Source organism: Geothrix oryzisoli (assembly GCF_022808865.1).
GTDB classification, from domain to species: Bacteria; Acidobacteriota; Holophagae; order Holophagales; family Holophagaceae; genus Geothrix; species Geothrix oryzisoli.
The window spans coordinates 416,084-434,442 of record NZ_JAKZLB010000001.1 but is presented as its reverse complement, the minus strand read 5'-3'; the positions used below and the strand labels follow the sequence as shown (position 1 = coordinate 434,442).

16 protein-coding genes are annotated in these 18,359 nt (G+C 69.0%); 9 read left to right on the top strand and 7 right to left on the bottom strand.

Going from position 1 to position 18,359, the window contains the following annotated elements:
- Nucleotides 1–2: 2 nt before the first annotated feature.
- From trpD to MLE43_RS01915, 3 genes are read right to left on the bottom strand one after another with little or no spacing between them, the layout of a single operon-like run.
- Nucleotides 3–1,031: an anthranilate phosphoribosyltransferase gene (gene trpD, locus MLE43_RS01925; protein WP_243301172.1), complete on the bottom strand. Its 1,029-nt coding sequence runs from the start codon at nt 1,029–1,031 to the stop codon at nt 3–5.
- Entirely contained in the window at nt 1,028–1,606 is a 579-nt protein-coding gene (locus MLE43_RS01920) for an anthranilate synthase component II (RefSeq protein WP_243301170.1), read from the bottom strand. Before MLE43_RS01920 ends, trpD begins: the two co-directional genes overlap by 4 nt.
- A complete protein-coding gene (locus MLE43_RS01915; protein WP_243301168.1) occupies nt 1,603–3,003 on the bottom strand; it encodes an anthranilate synthase component I family protein in 1,401 nt (466 codons plus the stop codon). The genes MLE43_RS01920 and MLE43_RS01915 overlap by 4 nt, the downstream gene beginning before the upstream one ends.
- 210 nt (nt 3,004–3,213) lie before the next feature.
- On the opposite strand from MLE43_RS01915, the gene MLE43_RS01910 reads away from it, so the two are divergent.
- The 4 genes from MLE43_RS01910 (at nt 3,214) to MLE43_RS01895 (ending at nt 8,282) form a co-directional block, all read left to right on the top strand.
- Nucleotides 3,214–4,173, top strand: coding sequence for a hypothetical protein (locus MLE43_RS01910; protein ID WP_243301166.1), 960 nt, complete (start codon nt 3,214–3,216; stop codon nt 4,171–4,173).
- Nucleotides 4,154–4,954 (top strand): 5'-nucleotidase C-terminal domain-containing protein, encoded by an 801-nt coding sequence (locus MLE43_RS01905; protein ID WP_243301162.1) that lies wholly within the window; start codon nt 4,154–4,156, stop codon nt 4,952–4,954. Before MLE43_RS01910 ends, MLE43_RS01905 begins: the two co-directional genes overlap by 20 nt.
- A gap of 8 nt (nt 4,955–4,962) precedes the next feature.
- Nucleotides 4,963–5,892, top strand: coding sequence for a bifunctional metallophosphatase/5'-nucleotidase (locus MLE43_RS01900; RefSeq protein WP_243301159.1), 930 nt, complete (start codon nt 4,963–4,965; stop codon nt 5,890–5,892).
- 164 nt (nt 5,893–6,056) lie between these two features.
- Nucleotides 6,057–8,282, top strand: coding sequence for an NADP-dependent isocitrate dehydrogenase (locus MLE43_RS01895; RefSeq protein ID WP_243301157.1), 2,226 nt, complete (start codon nt 6,057–6,059; stop codon nt 8,280–8,282).
- 51 nt (nt 8,283–8,333) lie between these two features.
- On the opposite strand, the gene MLE43_RS01890 is transcribed toward MLE43_RS01895, so the two are convergent.
- Both MLE43_RS01890 and MLE43_RS01885 read right to left on the bottom strand, forming a co-directional pair.
- A complete protein-coding gene (locus MLE43_RS01890; RefSeq protein ID WP_243301151.1) occupies nt 8,334–10,892 on the bottom strand; it encodes a hypothetical protein in 2,559 nt (852 codons plus the stop codon).
- A gap of 120 nt (nt 10,893–11,012) precedes the next feature.
- Entirely contained in the window at nt 11,013–12,920 is a 1,908-nt protein-coding gene (locus MLE43_RS01885; RefSeq protein ID WP_243301149.1) for a formate--tetrahydrofolate ligase, read from the bottom strand.
- A gap of 108 nt (nt 12,921–13,028) precedes the next feature.
- Between MLE43_RS01885 and MLE43_RS01880 the strand changes: the two genes are divergently transcribed.
- The 5 genes from MLE43_RS01880 to MLE43_RS01860 all read left to right on the top strand — a co-directional run bounded on the left by MLE43_RS01880 (nt 13,029) and on the right by MLE43_RS01860 (nt 16,780).
- Entirely contained in the window at nt 13,029–13,637 is a 609-nt protein-coding gene (locus tag MLE43_RS01880) for a YigZ family protein (RefSeq protein ID WP_243301147.1), read from the top strand.
- 200 nt (nt 13,638–13,837) lie between these two features.
- On the top strand, nt 13,838–14,263 hold the full coding sequence (locus MLE43_RS01875; RefSeq protein ID WP_243301145.1) for a LiaF transmembrane domain-containing protein: 426 nt from the start codon (nt 13,838–13,840) through the stop codon (nt 14,261–14,263).
- A complete protein-coding gene (locus MLE43_RS01870) occupies nt 14,260–14,970 on the top strand; it encodes a LiaF transmembrane domain-containing protein (protein ID WP_243301143.1) in 711 nt (236 codons plus the stop codon). Before MLE43_RS01875 ends, MLE43_RS01870 begins: the two co-directional genes overlap by 4 nt.
- Complete coding sequence (locus MLE43_RS01865; RefSeq protein WP_243301141.1) at nt 14,970–16,034, top strand: sensor histidine kinase; 1,065 nt, start codon at nt 14,970–14,972, stop codon at nt 16,032–16,034. Before MLE43_RS01870 ends, MLE43_RS01865 begins: the two co-directional genes overlap by 1 nt.
- Entirely contained in the window at nt 16,031–16,780 is a 750-nt protein-coding gene (locus tag MLE43_RS01860) for a LytR/AlgR family response regulator transcription factor (protein ID WP_243301139.1), read from the top strand. Before MLE43_RS01865 ends, MLE43_RS01860 begins: the two co-directional genes overlap by 4 nt.
- Here MLE43_RS01860 and MLE43_RS01855 read toward each other — a convergent pair whose 3' ends face one another.
- Nucleotides 16,781–17,002 (bottom strand): hypothetical protein, encoded by a 222-nt coding sequence (locus MLE43_RS01855; RefSeq protein ID WP_243301137.1) that lies wholly within the window; start codon nt 17,000–17,002, stop codon nt 16,781–16,783.
- Between the two features lie 7 nt (nt 17,003–17,009).
- Nucleotides 17,010–18,191, bottom strand: a complete 1,182-nt coding sequence (locus MLE43_RS01850) for an SCP2 sterol-binding domain-containing protein (RefSeq protein ID WP_243301136.1) — start codon at nt 18,189–18,191, stop codon at nt 17,010–17,012.
- Nucleotides 18,192–18,359: the final 168 nt, after the last annotated feature.

The following is an 18,359-nucleotide window of genomic DNA, read 5'->3' as shown; positions in this document are numbered from 1 at the left end:
GGCTACACCCCCGCCACGGGAAACGGCAGGCTGAAGCCGTGCTCGAGGGCGGCCCGCAGGTCGCGGAAGGTCGGGGCCAGGCCGTCCAGCGTGCCGCCCCGGTGCAAGACCAGCCCCAAGCCGGCCTGCAAGGCCACGGCATCCGCCACGGCCGGGCGGAAATCCGCGTGACCGGCCCCGCCGAAGATGCCCCGGGCCACCGCCAGCGCCTCGGCCCGGTCGGCCACACGCAGGGCGTGGCGGCTGGGCTGGGTGATGCCGAGTTCCCGCGGCACCAGCACCTGGGGGGCCTGGACGCGGCCCTCCGCCACAGCCAGGACCGTGGTGGGACCCTCGATGGAGGCTTCATCCATCCCCTTCCCTTCCGCGTCCTTGCCGTGGATGACGAAGGCCCGCTCCAGGCGGGCGCGCCGGGCCAGGGCCCCGGCCATGGGCGCCAGCAGTTCCTCGCGCGCCACGCCCAGCACCTGCAGCGGCGGATGTCCGGGATTCAGCAGCGGCCCCAGCAGGTTGAAGATCGTGGGGATGCCCAACCGGCGGCGGATCTCCCGGAGCCGGCCCATCAGCGGGTGGTAGGCGGGTGCGAAGAGGAAGACGAACCGGTGCTCCCGGAGGTCCGTCTCCAGATCCGAGACCGCCCTGGAGAGGTCGTAGCCCAGGGCCTCCATCAGGTCGGCGCTGCCGCAGACACCCGTGGCGGCGCGGTTCCCGTGCTTCACCACGGGTACGCCGAGGGTCGAGAGGAACAGGGCCGTGAGGGTGCTGAGGTTGGCGGTGGAAGCGCCATCGCCGCCCGTGCCCACCACATCGATGGCGCCCTCGGGCACCTGCGGAAACGGCACGGCCACCTCGAAGAGCGAATCCGCGAAGGCCGCCAGCTCGTGGGCTTCGGGCACCCGCTGGGCCAGCAGGGCCAGGCAGGCGCCCACCAGCAGGGCGTCCGTGTCCTGGTCGATGAAGATGTGCATGAGCTCCGAGGCCGTGGCCTCCGGCAGCGGGCGGATGGGGTTGTGGGTGGTCAGCAGGGTCATCGGGTCGCGTCCTTGGCAAGGCGGAGGAAGTTGGCGAGCATCGCCGGGCCGTCCGGCGTGAGGATGCTTTCGGGGTGGAACTGCACACCCCAGCGGGGCAGCTCCCGGTGGGCCATGGCCATGATCTCGCCGCCGGGACTGCGGCCCGTGACCCGCCAGCAGGCGGGCAGCGTGGTGGGATCCGCGATGAGGCTGTGGTAGCGACCGACGGGAAGGCCCATGGGCAGACCCTGGAAGAGGCCCGTCCCGTCGTGTTCGAGGGGCGTGGCCTCACCATGCAGGGGTTCCACCGCGCGGATGACCCGGCCACCGGTGGCCGCGGCCAGGGCCTGGTGCCCCAGGCACACGCCCAGCAGGGGGACGCCCCAGCCGGAACCCGCCAGGGCCATGTGGGCCGGGCTTTCCGTGGGGTGGCCCGGGCCCGGGGACAGCACCACGGCTTCGGGCCGGAGGGCCTTGGCCTCGTCGAGGGTGATGGCGTCGTGGCGGACGACCTTCACAGGCGCGCCCAGCGTCTCGAAGGCCTGCACCAGGTTGTAGGTGAAGGAATCCAGGGCGTCGATCAGGAGGATCATCGGGCGGCTCCGGGCCATTGGACCCCAAGGGCCTGGGCGATGGCGCCCAGCTTGTGCAGGGTTTCGAAGTATTCCGACTCGGGTTTCGAGGCCCGCACCACACCGGCCCCGGCCTGGATGTAGGCCGCGCCGCCGGCGTAGACCGCGGTGCGCAGGATGAGGGCCGTGTCCAGAGCCCCGTCGGTGCCCAGCCGCAGCAGCACGCCACCGTAGGGACCGCGCATCTCGCCTTCCAGCTCGGCGATCCGCTGGCAGGCGCGGAGCTTGGGGGCGCCGCTGACGGTTCCCGCGGGGAAGGTCGCCGCCAGCACATCCAGGGCATCCACTCCGAGGCTCAGCTTCGCCTTCACGGTGGTGGTCAGGTGCAGCACATGGCTGGTGCGCTGGAGGGCCAGCGGCTTCTCCACCCGCACGCCGCCGGGCACGGCCACACGACCCAGGTCGTTGCGGGCCAGGTCCACCAGCATCTGGTGTTCGGCCAGTTCCTTGGGATCCCGCTTCAAGGCCTCGAAGCGCGCGGCATCCTCCTCGGCACTCCCTCCCCGGGGCACAGTGCCGGCGATGGGCAAGGTCTCGGCCTCGTCGCCCTGCACCCGCACCAGCATCTCCGGTGAGGCACCCACCAGTGCGAAGCCATCCCATTCCAGCAGGAAACCGTAGGGGCTGGGATTCAGGCGGCGCAGGCGGCGATAGGCCTCCAGGGGCGGCGGCGGGTCCTCGATGCGGAAGCGCTGGCTGGGCACCAGCTGGTAGATGTCACCGTCCAGGATGAGTTCCTGGGCGGTCCGCACCGCGCCTTCATAAGTTTCGCGGGTCATCTGGGCGGTGGCACGAGGTTCGGAGGCGCTGGGGCCGGGATCCGCCACCCCGCCCAGGAGGCGTGCCCGGAGGTCCCGGAGCCGGCGGAATCCCGCCTCGGCATCCTCATCCACGGTCTGGAGCTCTGCCACCTGGTGCAGGTGGTCGAAGACCAGGGCCACCTCGAAGCGGCGCACCCACAGGCCAGGCAGGCCCAGACTGTTCCCGGCGGGCTGAGGCAGGGTGGGCTCCAGGGCACCCACGGCCTCGAAACCCAGGTAGCCCGCGCAACCCACCCCGACAGGCAGAGGTTCCCTCAAGGCGGCCAGTTCGGCAGCGGGGTCGCTGACGGTGCCCGAAGGAACGGGACCGCCCAGGTCGCGCAGGGCCTCCACCCAGCCCCGGGCGGGTGGGTCCAGCCGGCATTCGGCGGGGCCCTCCAGCAGCACGAAGCTGTGGCGGCCCACGCGCTCGCCCTGGTCGCAGGATTCCAGCAGCAGGCTGGCACCCACGGGGCGCAAAGCCAGGTAGGCGGCCAGGGGCGTGAGCAGGTCCGCGGGGAAGGGATGGCGGATCAGGAGCCTGGATTCAGGAGCCATGGTTGTCGTCCACATACGAAAAAGCCCGACCATGGGGTCGGGCTTGGAGGGTCCGGGGTGGCGTGGGCCGCTAGGCCTCGCACAGGGAGCCGTCCAAGCCCGTACGCCACCACCAAGCCCCGTGAAGGAGGCCCTGGCGGAGGGTCGGAAAGGACAGCGGCATAAGACCGATGAAACCCCATCGGCGCGGGCCCTGTCAAGTGTGGTTTGATGAAGGATTGCTTGCGGACGGCCATGCAGCTTACGGACACGGAACGCCCCACCACCATCCATACCGAAGACGCCCTTGCGCCGAGGGATCCCTGGCGTTTCCTCCGCCCCGGCCTGCCGGGCGGCTTCAGCCGCTGGGGCTCGGGTCTCATGGCCGGCTGGATGCTGGTGCTGCTGGGTCCGGTCCTGGGCTGGGCAGGCCATCTGCGCCGGTCCGCGGGCTGGAGCGCCCTGCCCAGCCACTGGGGCGAGCGCATCAGCGCCAGGGACATCTGGGAACTCTGGGAAAACGGCGGTCTCCAGCATCGTCTGGCGAACTCGCCGACCGTGCATCTCTTCGGCCTGGGCCTCGTGATCGTCCTCTGGTGCGGCTGGCGTATGCAGGCGGAGCGGGTGGGCCAGAAGGCCAGCCTGGGGCCCTGGCTGCTGGGCGCCCTGGACACGGTTCTGATCGGTTTCCTTCCCGTGGGCCTCGCCGCCTGGCTCGGAGATGTGGTGCTCGCCTGGCTGGGCGGCCTCGGTATCGACGGCCTCGGCTGGATGGCCTTCTTCGGACGCCCCCTGTTCTGGATGGCGGCCGTGGCCACCCTGAACCTCCAGTGGTGGTTCTGCCGTCTTGGGCGCACCGCCGGGCTGGCCCGCGGCTACCGGCACCACTTGGCTGACTGTTTCCTGCGGCTGTGGGCGCACCCGGTCCAGTGGGGCCTGGTGTCCCTCGGCGGCGCCGCGCTGCGGTCGCTCCTGCCCTTCCTCGTGCTCGTCCTGGCCTGGCGCATGGGAGGTGGCACCACCTTCCGCGTGGGGCTGTTCCTGTTCCTGCAGCTGGCCGTCACCCTGCTCAATGGCTGGCTGATGGGTTGGCTCCTGCGAACTGCCGCCCTGTTCTGGACCCATGATGCCGCCGTGCGGGACGCCCGCGCCGCCATGAAGGACCAACCCCGTGAAGCTCAAGCTCTCTAGCGCGTTCCTCGCCCTTGCCCTGCTCCCCCTTCACCTGGCGGCGCAGCCGCCCAAGGTGACCGCCGAAGTCATCCCCATCACCGAGGCCCTCCCCGATGATCCGGAGGTCCAGAAGGTCATCGCCCCCCTGGCCGAAGAGATCAAGGCCAGCTTCGGCCAGCCGCTCGTGCAGGCGCCCCAGGGCCTGTTCCGAGGGCGGCGGGGTGAGGAGAACCTGCTGGGCTACTGGGTGTCGGACGTCATGCGCCAGGCCGCCCAGCCTCTGGTCGGCGTGCCGGTCCGCTTCGCCATCACCAATGCGGGCGGGTTGCGGGCCAACCTGCGCCCGGGCCAGCTCAAGGTGGGGGACATCTTCGAGCTGATGCCCTTCGAGAACGAGTTGGTCGTCGTCGAGCTCACCGGCGCCGAGGTCATCCAGGTGGTGAAGGAAGGACTGCTGCGCCGTGGCGGCGAACCCTGCTCCGGCGTGAAGGTCAAGGTCGAGGGCACCCCTCAGCAGGCCACCCTCACGGTCACCTGGGAGGACGGGAGCCCCATCGATCCCGCGACCGTCGTAAAGGTCGCCACCACCGACTACCTCTACGGAGGCGGGGACTCCATCCCGACGCTGAAGAAGGGGCGGAAGCCCTTCACCACGGGCATCACCCTGCGCCAGATGCTGCTCGACCAGTGCGCGGTCCTGGGCAAGGCCGGCAAGGACCTGCTGCCCCCGGCCACGGGCCGTTATGCGGTGCCCGTGCCGATCCTGGAAGCCATCCGCGACAAGACGTTCAAGCTGTAGGAATGCCCATGGACCGCCGCCATTTCCTCGCCTCTCTCGGTGCCGCCGCCGTCGCCTCCCAGGTGCCCCTCAAGGCCGCCGAAGGCCCCGCTTCGGGCCGCATCACCCTGCTGCACACCAACGACACCCACTCCCGCATCGAGCCCTTCGGCCCCGGCAATGGCGCCATCAGCGGCAAGGGCGGCATGGCCCGCCGGGCCACCCTGGTGAAGCAGCTCCGCCGGCAGCTGGGTTCCGTGCTGTTGCTGGACGCGGGCGACACCTTCCAGGGGACGCCCTACTTCAACCGCTACAAGGGGCGCCTCGACTACCAGCTCATGCGGATGATCGGGTACGACGCCACGACCCTCGGGAATCACGATTTCGACAATGGGGTGGGGATGCTGGTGGAGGCCATGGCCTCCATGGAACAGCTCGAGCATCGGAACCCGCCCTTCGCCTTCCTGAACTGCAACTTCGATTGCAAGGGCGCCCCGGAGCTGGCCAAGCGGATCCGCCCCTACCTCGTCCGGGACTTCCCGGGGGTGAAGGTCGGCATCACGGGAGTCGGCGTGGCCTTCGCCGGGCTGGTCGCGCCGAAAAACCACGAGGGCGTCAGCTGGAAGGATCCCTTCGAGAGCCTCAAGCCGGTGGTGAAGCGGCTCCGCGAGGTGGAGAAGGTGGACCTGGTGGTGGTCCTCTCCCACCTGGGCTACGACGTCAAGGACGCAGGCTACGACGACCTGCGCATGCCCGGCCAGGTCGCCGGCATCGACGCCATCATCGGCGGTCACAGCCACACCTTCCTGGACGCCCCCGTCAAGGTGAAGCAGGCCCAGGGTGAGACCCTCGTCTTCCAGGTGGGCTTCGGCGGCGTGAACCTCGGGCGCATGGACTTCGCGCTGGCCCGCGGCGAAGTGAAGGCCGCCTCCGGAGCTGCCATGCCGGTGGTGGGATAGCGCCGGGGCGTGACGGAAGTCCCAAATCCCCGTCCTCACAGGGAAAGCTGCTTGAAGGCTGGCATCCCCCGTGGGAGCCTGCCTGAAATGCCCTGAGCCGGACCAGCGGGGGTGGCGAGTCATCCAGGCCCCGGCGGTGCCGAAAAAAGCCCAAAGGAGAGCCCATGACCACGCAGAAGATCATCTGGACCGACATTGACGAGGCGCCCGCGCTGGCGACCTACTCGCTGCTGCCGATCATCCAGGCCTTCACCAAGGGCACCGGCATCGTCGTCGAGACCTCGGACATCTCCCTGGCTGGCCGCATCCTGGCCAACTTCCCCGAGAACCTGACTCCGGCCCAGCGCGTCCCCGACAACCTGGCCCAGCTGGGCGCCCTGGCCCTGAAGCCGGAAGCCAACATCATCAAGCTTCCCAACATCAGCGCGTCGATCCCCCAGCTCATCGCGGCCATCAAGGAGCTCCAGTCCCAGGGCTTCAACGTGCCCGACTATCCGGAGCAGCCCACCGAGGAAGTGGAGAAGGCCACCCAGGCCCGCTACGCCAAGGTGCTGGGCAGCGCCGTGAATCCCGTGCTCCGCGAGGGCAACTCCGACCGCCGGGCTCCGCTGTCCGTGAAGAACTTCGCGAAGAAGCACCCCCACAAGATGGCGCCCTGGAGCCCGGACTCCAAGGCCCGCGTGGCCCACATGACCTCCGGCGACTTCTACGGCAGCGAGACCTCCACCACCCTCGCCCAGGCCACGACGGCCCGCATCGAGTTCGTGGGCGCGGACGGTGCCGTGAAGGTGCTGAAGGAGAAGCTGCCCCTGCAGGCCGGTGAGGTGCTCGACGCCTCCGTCATGAACGTCAAGGCCCTCCGCGCCTTCTACGCGGAGCAGATCGACGCGGCCAAGCGGGACGGCCTCCTGCTCTCCCTGCACCTGAAGGCCACCATGATGAAGATCTCCGATCCCGTCATGTTCGGCCATGCCGTGTCCGTCTTCTACCAGCCGGTCTTCGAGAAGCACAACGCGACCCTGCGGGAGCTGGGCGTGAACACCGCCAACGGCCTGGGGGATGTCTACGCCAAGATCCAGACCCTGCCAGGGGCCCAGCGCGCGGCCATCGAGGCGGACATCCAGGCGGTCTACGCCACCCACCCGGCCCTGGCCATGGTGGACTCGGACAAGGGCATCACGAACCTGCACGTGCCCAACGACATCATCGTGGATGCCTCCATGCCTGTGGTGGTGCGCGACGCGGGCAAGATGTGGGGTGCCGACGGCAAGCTCCACGACACCCTGGCCATGATCCCGGACCGCTGCTACGCCACGATGTACAAGACCGTCATCGAGGACTGCCAGAAGCACGGCGCCTTCGATCCCGCCACCATCGGCAGCGTGCCCAACGTGGGTCTCATGGCGCAGAAGGCCGAGGAATACGGCTCCCACGACAAGACCTTCTTCGCCCCGGCCGCCGGGACCATCCGCATCGTGGACGAGTCCGGCGCCACCCTGCTCTCCCAGAAGGTCGAGGAAGGCGACATCTTCCGCGGCTGCCAGGCCAAGGACGCCCCCATCCAGGACTGGGTCAAGCTGGCCGTCACCCGGGCCCGCCTGACCGGCGCCCCCGCCATCTTCTGGCTGGACAAGGCCCGGGCCCACGACGCGCAGATGATCGCCAAGGTGGAGACCTACCTCAAGAACCACGACACCACGGGCCTGGACATCCGCATCCTGACCCCGGATGAGGCCATGAAGGTCTCCTGTGAGCGCATCCGGAAGGGCCTCGACACCATCTCCGTCACCGGCAACGTACTCCGCGACTACCTCACGGATCTCTTCCCGATCATCGAGCTGGGCACCAGCGCCAAGATGCTCTCCATCGTGCCCCTGCTGGGCGGCGGCGGGCTCTTCGAGACCGGTGCGGGCGGCTCCGCTCCCAAGCACGTCCAGCAGTTCCAGAAGGAGGGCTACCTGCGCTGGGATTCCCTGGGCGAGTTCTCCGCGTTCTGCGCCTCCCTGGAGCATGTGGCCAATGTCTTCAAGAACGCCAAGGCCGGCGTGCTGGCCGAGACGCTGGACCAGGCCATTGCCAAGTTCCTCGACAACGACAAGTCCCCCGCCCGCAAGGTCGGCCAGATCGACAACCGCGGCAGCCACTTCTACCTGGCCCTCTACTGGGCCCAGGCCCTGGCCGCCCAGACCAAGGACGCGGAGCTCCAGGCCCGCTTCGCCCAGGTGGCCCAGCAGCTCGGCGCCAGCGAGGCGAAGATCAACGAGGAGCTCATCGCGGCCCAGGGCAGGCCCGTGGACATGGGCGGCTACTACCACCCCGACAAGGCCAAGACCGGCGCCGCCATGCGGCCCAGCGCCACGCTGAACGCCATCATCGACGGCATCGCCTAGCAGCCCCGGAAACGCCTGAAACGGGCCCGCCAGCGCGGGCCCGTTTCGCGTCTATTTGGGTTCCTGCGCTGGGCCGGGCCGGGGCTCGGGCCCGGCGGTGCCCACCGGCGCGGGAGGTGCTGCCGGCGCCGGTGCAGCGACCGGCACGAGCGGGGCCACCGGCTCCAGGAGCCGCACCACGACCTCGGGCCAGCCGTAGAGCCGCAGGCAGAGGTGCTCCCCAGCCGGAGGCGGTGGGACCTCGGCGGATTGGCTTCCGTTCCGGAAGCCCATGGCCAGTGGCACCCAGGGACCGGCGGGACTGGGGGCCACGGCCTCGATCGCCTCCAGGGCCGGGCCCTCCAGGTGGGTGCCGGTGGCATCCTGGTAGAGCCGTTTGATGATGGGCAGGTCCAGGAACAGCGGCGGCAGGGTGACCCAGGCACTGGCGCCCGCGGAGGCGTCCTCCACCTGGATCTCCAGGCGTCCAGAAGCGGTGGGGCCGAAGAGCTCCGCCACCCGGAGCGTGGCGATCAGGCGCTGACCACGCCCCAGCAGGCGGACCGCGGCGGGAGGCACCGCACGCACGGTGCCCGGCTCATCCGCGAGGCGAAGGGACAGCTTGGGACTGTGCCCGAAGGGGAAGGCCCCCTTGCGGCCCGACAGGATCGACACCATCACCGGGCTGGTGGTGGACAGGAGCGGTGGTTCTGCAGAGAGCGGGAGGCCCGGAGCGGGCTGCTCGGCCAGCACCTGCAGACCGCCCAGCACCGGGCGCGGGGGGAGCAGCCGCACATCCTTCAGGGCCAGCGTCCGCCCATCGGCCAATGGGAGCTCCCCCTGCAGCAGGGCCCCGGCGGTTCCGGCGATCGGCCCCTTGGTGGCATCGAAGGTCCAGCCGTCGCTGTTCTCCTTGCCCCGGGCCAGGACCTGGCCTCCGAGGACGCACTGGGAAGCCTCACCGAGGTTGCGCCCGGAGATGAGGACGGTGGCTTCGCCCTGGTGGACCTCCACACGGTCCACCACCGGCAGGGGAGGCAGCAGGGTCATGGGGAGGCTCAAGGCGGGCCGCTCGGCCCCGGGCAGGAACAACTCCAGATTCCCCGGCCCAGAGAGGTTCCCCAAGGGCCTGAACGTGGCCAGCCGTGACCCGTCCGGCTGCAGCTTCAGATCGCCCTCCAGGGGAGAAGTCCCACCCTTGCCTGGACGGAAGGCGATGCGGCCGAGGCAGGCGGCCCAGGGCGCGGGGAGGCGCAGCACACTGGCTTCCCCCACCATGAAGTGGGCCCGCTCCGCCGCGGAGGGACGCCATGCGGGATCGAGGCCGGTGGGAAGCTCCTGGGCCTCGGTGGCCACCGCCTGGAAGCCCCAGGCCCCCTCGATGTGGGCCTTCACGGCCAGGAAGCCATGCTGGCGCAGGGCCTCCAACGGGGCGCCTGGAACGATCATGAAAGCCTGCTTGCCCGGGCTCGGCACGAGGGGCAGCGGGGAGAGCTTCTCTCCCTTGGGACCTTCGACGATCAGCCGCCAGTCATGACCGAACAGGGCGAAGGGCAGGTTGCTCCCGGCCTTGGGCTGGATCAGCAGCTGGCCGTACGGCTGGACCAGGGCGCTGTCCGGGGGGACCGAGAAGGTGAAGGCGGGCGGCTCGGCATCCTCCCAGCGGCAGGGACTGAAGACCAGGGCTCCGAGGACATCGCCGGTGGTATGGATCCAGTCGCCGTACCAGAGCTGCGAACGGGTCCCGTCGAAGTCCTTGGCCAGGGCCGGGACATACTGGAACCGGTGGCCCGGCCAGAGGTTCTGGAAGATCTGCACCAGGTCGAACACGATGGAGATGTAGGCGGAGGAGGCCCGGGCAGGCCCCGAGACCGACTGGCCCTGGACGGTGGTGGTCCTGTCGCCGGCATCATTGGCCGGGACCAGGATGTTGGTCCGGCGGAACTCCTGGGTGAGGAACTGGAACTTGTCGAGATTCGAGGCGCTGTTCCGGCTCAGGAAGACCTGCAGATCCTGGGAAACCTGTCCCCCGTAGGCCTTCAGGAAGTTGAAGACGGCCGCATCGTAGGCGGCGGGGGACTGGTCCTTCCGGATGGTGTCCAGGCCGGTGAGGAAGCGGTCGGCATGGGCCCGCTGCTCGGTCAGATCCGAGAGCTTGAGGCAGATGGAGCGGAAAGCCTCCAGGTGGGCCAGGACATCCGCCAGGACCTTCCGCCGTCCTCCGTTGTCGGGCACCAGGAAGAACATCGGAATGGCGTCGTAAGGGGCCTGGAGGACGGGTGCCACCATCTGGCCGCCCTGCCGCTTGAGGCGCAGCTCGGCCACGCCCTGGGTGGTCGGCGCCACGGTCCTGGGCAGGAAGACAACGATGAGGGTCCAGTCGGAGCGGGTGACCCGGGGATCGAAGGCCTCGCCGGACAACGAGAGCTCCACCCGATCCTGGTACCGGAGGATCGGGGTCTGGAAGAGCGGCAGTGCCTGCTCTTGGCCGTCGGCTCCGCGCCGGAGGACCCTGGCATTCAGGGAGATGGGACCCTTCTCGAAGGCCTCAGCCAGGCTCTTCGCGGGTGCCGCAGAGACACCCTCGGCCCGGCCCGGCCAGCCCGTCAGGAGCAGGATCCCAGCCGACAAGGCTGCCAGGCCGCGGAGACACCTGCGGAAGGAAGGAAGCGGACCGGTCGGCATCACAGAACCCATGTCATGAAGGCTTCATGCTACCAGTGGCCCCCTCGGTTCCCGGAGGTCATGCGATCAGAACAGACCGACCACGCGGCCGGTCTCCGGGTCGATGTCCACATCGTAGAAGCCGGGTCGGGTGGGCAGTCCCGGCATGGTGGCCATCTTGCCGAGCAGAGGGTAGAGGAAGCCTGCTCCGGCGCTGATCCGGATGTCCCGCACGGGGATGCGGAATCCCGTGGGTACGCCCTTGAGGGCCGGATCGTGGCTCAGGCTCAGGTGGGTCTTGGCCATGCAGATGGGCAGGCGGTCATAGCCTAGGCGCGTATAGGTCGCGATTTTCGCTTCGGCCTCGGGCGCAAAGTCCACGCCATCGGCGCCGTAGATCTCATGGGCAATGGTCTCGATCTTCTGCTTGATGGGCTCGTCCACACCGTAGAGGAAACGGAACGTCGAAGGCCGCTCGCAGACCCGCATGACCGCCCGTGCCAGGTCCAGGGCCCCTTCCCCGCCCAGGGCCCAGTTGAGGCAGACCACGGCATCCTCGGCGCCGCTTTCCAGCGAAGCCCGGCGCACCAGGTCCAGCTCGGCGGGACTGTCCGTGGCGAAGCCGTTCACGGCCACCACCACGGGCACGCCGAATTTCCGGGCGATGCGGATGTGGTGCAGCAGGTTGGGCAGGCCCTGGCGCAGGAGATCCAGATTCTCCTCCACGTAGACCGGATCCAGCGGCTTCCCGGCCACCACCTTGGGACCGCCCCCGTGCATCTTGAGGGCGCGCACCGTGGCCACCAGCACCACTGCATCGGGCACCAGCCCTGACACGCGGCACTTGATGTCGAAGAACTTCTCCATGCCCATGTCGGCGCCGAAACCCGATTCGGTGATCACATAGTCGGCCAGCTTGAGGGCGATCTGGTCCGCGAGGATGGAACTGTTGCCGTGGGCGATGTTGGCAAAGGGTCCCGCATGCACGAACACGGGAGTGCCTTCCAGCGTCTGCATGAGGGTCGGCTTGAGGGCGTCCCGCATGAGCACGGTCATGGCGCCCGCCACCCCCAGATCTTCGGCGGTCACGGCTTCGCCCTGCCGGTTGAGCCCCACCACCATGTCGCCCAGGCGGCGCCGCAGGTCCAGGAGGCCCGTGGTCAGGGCCAGCACGGCCATGATCTCGCTGGCCACGGTGATGTCGAAGCCCGTCTCCCGGGCGAAGCCCTGCTCTTCTTCACCTCGGCCCACAGTCACGCCCCGCAGGAAACGGTCGCTGGTATCCAGGACACGGCGCCAGGTGATGGCGGCGGGATCGAGGTCCAGCCGGCAGACGCGGCGGCGCTCCTCGGGGGTGAAGTCCTCCGGGTTCCCCTTCGTGATGCCCAGCCTCGCGCAGCGCAGCTGCAGCGACCGCGGGAACTTCCGGCCAGATCTCCCCTTCGGGAAAATGCGCTCGAACAACTGCTCGTCCGAAGCACCGGCTTCATGGAGGAGGCGGGCGTCGATGGCCGCCGCGCAGAGGTTGTGGGCCGCGGTGATGGCGTGGATGTCCCCCGTGAGGTGGAGGTTGAAGTCCTCCATGGGAACCACCTGGCTGTAGCCGCCGCCCGCAGCGCCCCCTTTGATGCCGAAGGTGGGCCCCTGGCTGGGTTGCCGGATGCAGGTGACCGCGTGCTGGCCGAGATGCGCTCCCAGAGCCTGGCTGAGACCTACGGTGGTGGTGGTCTTGCCCTCGCCCAAGGGCGTCGGGGTGATGGCCGTGACATCGATGTACTTGCCATTGGGCCGACCGCGCAGGCGATCCAGGACTTCGAGGCGCACCTTGGCCTTGGTGGGGCCGTAGGGCTCCAGTTCGTCTTCCCGAAGGCCCAATTCGGCCGCCATGAGCGCGATGGGTTTCAGGGTGGCCGCCTGGGCGATGTCCAGATCTGAGGGCACGGGGGTCCTGCGTTGCAGGACCGTGGGCGTGAAGGGCCGCATGACGGTATCCATGCCGTCTCCTCGAAAAGATCCACCTTAACTATAAGTAAAAAACGACTGAGCGGTCGTCATTGACCTGCACTTGTTGATTCCCGTCACAGCCGCATCCATGCTGGATCCATGCGTCGGTTGAAAGAGGTCGTGAGCCACCGTTTCCGCGAGAAGGCCTCCGTCTTCCTCACGGAACTGCACCCGGCCCGGGATGGGGCCGAGCGGGCGGCCGTGCTGGCCTCGCTCCGCAAGCGGGACTTCGATGCCACCCACCACTGCAGTGCCTGGCGCGAGGGCGTTCCAGTCACGGCTTCCGGCGCCGACGATGACGGCGAACCCTCCGGTACCGCCGGACGGCCGATGCTGGCGGTACTGGAGGGGGCCGGGGCCACGGACCTCATCGCCATCTGCATCCGGTGGTACGGAGGCACGAAACTCGGCACCGGCGGCTTGGTGCGGGCCTACACCGAGGGGGTGCAGGGCGCCTTGGCCGAGGCCGATGGCCGGGGCCTCTGGGAGGAGGTGAAGGTGCTCCGCACAGGTGTGATCCGGGTGCCTGCGGCCCTGGCCCACCTGCCCTTCGCCCTGCTGGGGGCCTTCCCGGATGCGGCCCTGGTGGAACAGGCCTTCGAGGGTGAATGGGCCACCCTGCGCTTCGAGTGCCCTCCGGAACAGTGCCCCACCCTCGACCACGCCTGGCAGGAACGCAGCCGCGGCGGCAGCATCGCCTGGGACTGACCGCTCGCCGGTCCCTGCCCTCCATTCGCCGATCCTCGCCCGTATGCCTGTCAGGACGCCCGTAGCCTGGTCATGCGGAAGGAGGCGGACATGGTCCACGCAGGGTGGTTCCTCGACAGCCCCTGGTGGTGGCTGGCGCTGTGGCTCCCCTCCCTGGCCTTCGCCGTCCCCTTCGGTTCAGGAAGAAAGGAATACCGCCCATGAGCCCCCAGGAACGCCCCCCGGTCTTTTCGGTCAAGCTGGTTCTCGGCCTGGTGGTCATCGCCACCGGCCTCATCCTCCTGTTGGACAGCCTGCACTGGTACGATGCCTGGCACCTGCTGGCCTGGTGGCCGGTGGCCCTGGCCGCCTTCGGGCTTGCGCGGCTGGTCCAGGATGGCCCTCTCAGCCTGCGCGGCCACATCTGGCTGGGCTTCGCCGTGGCGGGGTTCATCTCCCAGTTCGGGCCCTGGGGCCTGCTGGAGCGCTGGTGGCCGGTCCTCCTGATCTGGGGCGGTGTGGTCGTGGCTCTACGGGCCATCTTCCCCCAACCTCGGAGGCCTCGCCGGAACCGGTCGCAACCCCCATCGCCAGAGCCCGGGGTTTCCTGTGATCCTGAACACGACTCCGCCCAGGTGAAGCCATGACCGCCCCCGACGACACCAAGGCCCCAAGCCCCTTCAGCCCCAAGCTGGTGGTGGGCGTGGCCATCATCGTGGCGGGCCTGGTGCTCACCCTGGATAACCTCGGGCTCATCGAAGCCCACACCATCTTCAAGCTCTGGCCCCTGGTCCTCGTGGCCATGGGCGTGGCGAAGATCCGTCAGGACCGGGGCGGTAGCAACCTGGGCGGCTGGTTCCTGGTGCTGGGCGGGGCCTTCCTGCTGCTCTTCACCTTCGGCCATGGCCACTTGGCCGACGCCCTGGGACCCATGCTGGTGGTGGCCGTGGGCATCCTCATCGTGATCAAGGCGCTCAAGCAGACCCGGGGCGTGCCCCCGGAGCTGGCGCGCTCCGAGGATTTCCTCCAGGGCACGGCCATCTTTGGCGGCTTCAAGCGGCGGATCTCCACCCAGGCCTTCAAGGGCGGCGAACTGACGGCCATCTTCGGCGGCTACGAAGTGGACCTGCGCCAGGCGGTGCTCGAAAACGGCCAGGCCCGCATCGATGTGTTCGTGCTGTTCGGCGGCGGCGAGATCCGGGTGCCCGAAGGCTGGGAGATCTCCAACCGCGCCACCGCCATCGCCGGGGCCCTCAACGACGGCACGCACCACGGGCCGGCATCTCCGGACAGCCGGCCCCGCCTGGTGATCACCGGGCTCATCCTCTTCGGCGGCACCGAGGTCAAGAGCTGATGCATCCTCTGCTGGCCAGCCGTGCGCGTCTGGGGGCCTACCTTCTGGGGTGGGCCCCCATCGCCCTGCTGCTGACGGGCATCGCCCGGAGCCAGGGCTGGAGCTGGGTCGAAGCCAGCATGCTCGCCGTACCCCTCTGCCTGGTGGCGGCCTTCCTGTTCCTGTCCGCCTGGTTCCTTTGCCGGGCGCTGCCCTTGGGTCGCCAGGTGGAGGCCCTCGGCTCGCACGGGGCAGCCTGGGGCCTGGCGGCGGTGCTCATGGGCGGCATCTGGGCCGGGCTGGCCTGGCTGCTGGCCCGGATCCTGGCCTGGATCCCGGGGTTGGGCGCGCTCCCCCAGCGGGTGGACCTCGCCCTGCCGGTGCTCACGGGTGTGGGCATCCTGCTCTACTTGGCCTCGGTGGCCCTCAGCTACCTCATGCTGGCCCAGGACCGGGCCCTGGAGGCTGAACGCCGGGGGGCCGAGTTGCAGCTCCTGGCCCAGGAATCCGAGCTGAAGGCCCTGCGCGCCCAGCTCAACCCCCACTTCCTGTTCAACAGCCTGAACTCACTGTCGGCGCTCACGGCCGTGGATCCCGCCCGGGCCCGGGAGATGTGCGTGCTGCTTTCCGACTTCCTCCGCCGCAGCCTGGGCCTGGGGGAGCGCCGCCTGGTGGCGCTGCGGGAGGAACTGGACCTGGCCCGGGCCTATCTGGCCATCGAGCAGATCCGCTTCGGGGCCCGGTTGAAGCTGGATTGGCGCATCGATCCCGCGGCCGAACCAGCCCTCCTGCCTACCCTGCTGCTGCAACCCCTGGTGGAGAACGCCATCAAGCACGGCATCGCTGCCCTGCCCGATGGCGGCACCCTCCTGGTCGCGGCGGACATCGTGGAAGGCCACGTGACCCTGCGGGTGGAGAACCCCGCGGATCTCGAGGCGCCGGCCCCCCAGGGCCTGGGCCTCGGCCTGCGCCAGGTCCGCCAGCGGCTGCTCGGACGGTTCGGCAGCCGGGCCCGCTTCGAGGCGGGCGTGCAGCAGGACGTCCACCGCGTGACCCTGGTCTTCCCCTTGGAGACAGAACCATGAAAGCCCTGATCATCGATGACGAAGACCTGGCCCGTGCCGTGGTGCGGGAACATCTGGCGGCCCATCCGGACGTGGAAGTCGCGGCCGAGTGTGCCAACGGCTTCGAGGCCCTGAAGGCCGCGGCCCAGTACCAGCCCGATCTCATCTTCCTGGACATCCAGATGCCCAAGCTCGATGGCTTCGAGGTGCTGGAGCTGCTGGAAGCGGAGGGGAAGCGTCCCGCCGTAGTCTTCGTCACCGCCTACGACCAGCACGCCCTGCGGGCCTTCGAAGCGCACGCGGTGGACTACCTGCTGAAGCCCTTCTCGAAGGAGCGCTTCGACGCGGCCCTGGCCAAGGCGCGTGCCCTGCACGCCGCCCAGCCCGCGCCGCCCCCCGCCGCGGAACTGGCCGCCGCCGCCCGGCAGGGCCGGCCCCTCGAGCGCATCGTGGTGAAGGACGGCCCCAAGGTGACCGTGATCCACCTGGAGCGCCTGGACTGGGTGCAGGCCCAGGACGACTACGTGCTGCTGCGCACCGAGGGGAAGAACCTCCTGAAGCAGCAGACCCTGGCCAGCCTGGAGGGTCAGCTTGACCCGGCCCGCTTCATCCGCATCCACCGGAGCTACCTCCTGAACCTCGACCGCCTCGTGCGGGTGGAGCAGGACACCAAGGAGCACCGCGACGCCATCCTGCGCGATGGCACGCGCCTGCCTGTCAGCCGGGCCGGCTACCAGCGGCTGCGGGAGCTGTGGGAAGGAGCCTGATCAGATCCCGCCGTGCAGGCGGCAGGGGTGGTGATGGCAGTGCCCGCAGCGCCCCTCGCAGGGCGGGCCCGGCGCGAGATCCTCCTCGGGCTCGAGCGGAGCCTTGGCCCCGGGCTTGGTGATCATCGGCACGATGACTTTGGCCACACGGATGGTGCCCGCAGCCGCCTTCCCGGGCTTCGGAGCCAGGGACTTCTTGCGGGAAGGGGCGGCGGGGGTCATGGCAGGCTCAGGCTTCCGGACGCTTGAAGCTCTTCGCAACCTTCTGCATGAGCAGAGGGTCGCCCTCGATCTGGATCTTGCCGGTCATGAAAGCCTCCTGGGCGTTCAGCGTTCCGGTGCTCATGGCAATGAAGTCGTCGGCCTTGGCTTTCAGGAGCGTATCACAGGGTTTCATCAGCCGGGGGAACACCATGCAGGCGCCATTCCGGACGAACAGCGTGTAGCCCAGGTCATCAATCTGGTAACCCACGGCCGCTTCAAGATCTCCGGCTTTTTCGGCGTTGAAACGCTCAGGCATGGATTCCAGGAGGGCTTCCGCCGGGTTCACGGCCGCCTCGAAATGGGCCGTGTAGGACGCCACCTCGCTCACATCCCCCTTCACCGTGATGGCGCCACCCAGCAGGGCCGCCACCAGGTTCAGCTTGCCGACGTTGAGGGCCGCGAAATCCGCATCGGAGATGCCCAGGGCCGCCCCGCCCTCCACCTCGCCGGGCCGCACGGACAGCCCCTCGGGGCTGAAATCGAGGCGGTAGGGCACGCCGTCCACCTTCACCTCCATGGTGCCGGTGGCGCCGCCCTTGTAGCGCTTGCGGAGCGAGGCCAGGGCCTTGCCACCGGGCGTGTCCGGAAAGGTGATCTCAGGCTCCTGCGACCAGGTCTTCCAGGCCTTGCGGAGGACGGCCATGTCGCCGGAGAAGCGGAGCTGGCCGCCCAGGAGGGCCGGTCCGGGATCGGAAAGGCCGCAGACCAGGGCGCGCATGGCTGCTTCGTCGCCGGCCACCTCGGCGCCGTCGCCCCAGGTGTCACCGCCCACGGTCACCTTGATGCCGGCCCCGGCCAGCGCGAGCCGCGCCGGCACCAGGTCCTTCAGGGGCCTCACCGGCCCGCTTTCCTTCTGCGGCTTCTTGAAGAACTTCGGGAATTTCTGGAGCAGACCCAGGTCGCCGGTGCCCTTGAGCTTGCCGGTCATGAAGGCCTGCATGGGATCGAGCTTCCCTTCGTTCAGGGCGATCCAGTCCTCGGCTGCGATGACCACCACGGAGGTGGCGTCGGGCTTGGCTTCCCGCTTCAGGGAGAACGCGCCGTTCTCGATCAGGCAGGTGTAGTCGCCACCGCCCTCGCCCGTCACCTGGTAGTAGACGGAGACCGTGAGACCCTGTGCCTTTTCGGGCAGGAAGAGTTCAGGCATGAGCGTAAAGATGCCATCCACCGTCAAAGCCATTTGATCACCTCGGAATGTGGGATCGAGCATGGCCGGGCCCTCGGACTTCACGCAACGGTTACCAGAGGTCAAGCTGCCGCAGGCCTTTCTCCCGACGAAGAAGGGGCCGGCCGGCCCCTTCTTCGTCAGAGTGGA

Excerpts from the sequence above, each read along its gene's own strand:
- trpD (WP_243301172.1), bottom strand. The coding sequence starts at position 1,031 with ATGACCCTGCTGACCACCCACAACCCCATCCGCCCGCTGCCGGAGGCC.
- MLE43_RS01920 (WP_243301170.1), bottom strand. The coding sequence starts at position 1,606 with ATGATCCTCCTGATCGACGCCCTGGATTCCTTCACCTACAACCTGGTG.
- MLE43_RS01915 (WP_243301168.1), bottom strand. The coding sequence starts at position 3,003 with ATGGCTCCTGAATCCAGGCTCCTGATCCGCCATCCCTTCCCCGCGGAC.
- MLE43_RS01910 (WP_243301166.1), top strand. The coding sequence starts at position 3,214 with ATGAAGGATTGCTTGCGGACGGCCATGCAGCTTACGGACACGGAACGC.
- MLE43_RS01900 (WP_243301159.1), top strand. The coding sequence starts at position 4,963 with ATGGACCGCCGCCATTTCCTCGCCTCTCTCGGTGCCGCCGCCGTCGCC.
- MLE43_RS01895 (WP_243301157.1), top strand. The coding sequence starts at position 6,057 with ATGACCACGCAGAAGATCATCTGGACCGACATTGACGAGGCGCCCGCG.
- MLE43_RS01885 (WP_243301149.1), bottom strand. The coding sequence starts at position 12,920 with ATGGATACCGTCATGCGGCCCTTCACGCCCACGGTCCTGCAACGCAGG.
- MLE43_RS01880 (WP_243301147.1), top strand. The coding sequence starts at position 13,029 with ATGCGTCGGTTGAAAGAGGTCGTGAGCCACCGTTTCCGCGAGAAGGCC.
- MLE43_RS01875 (WP_243301145.1), top strand. The coding sequence starts at position 13,838 with ATGAGCCCCCAGGAACGCCCCCCGGTCTTTTCGGTCAAGCTGGTTCTC.
- MLE43_RS01870 (WP_243301143.1), top strand. The coding sequence starts at position 14,260 with ATGACCGCCCCCGACGACACCAAGGCCCCAAGCCCCTTCAGCCCCAAG.
- MLE43_RS01865 (WP_243301141.1), top strand. The coding sequence starts at position 14,970 with ATGCATCCTCTGCTGGCCAGCCGTGCGCGTCTGGGGGCCTACCTTCTG.
- MLE43_RS01860 (WP_243301139.1), top strand. The coding sequence starts at position 16,031 with ATGAAAGCCCTGATCATCGATGACGAAGACCTGGCCCGTGCCGTGGTG.
- MLE43_RS01855 (WP_243301137.1), bottom strand. The coding sequence starts at position 17,002 with ATGACCCCCGCCGCCCCTTCCCGCAAGAAGTCCCTGGCTCCGAAGCCC.
- MLE43_RS01850 (WP_243301136.1), bottom strand. The coding sequence starts at position 18,191 with ATGCCTGAACTCTTCCTGCCCGAAAAGGCACAGGGTCTCACGGTCTCC.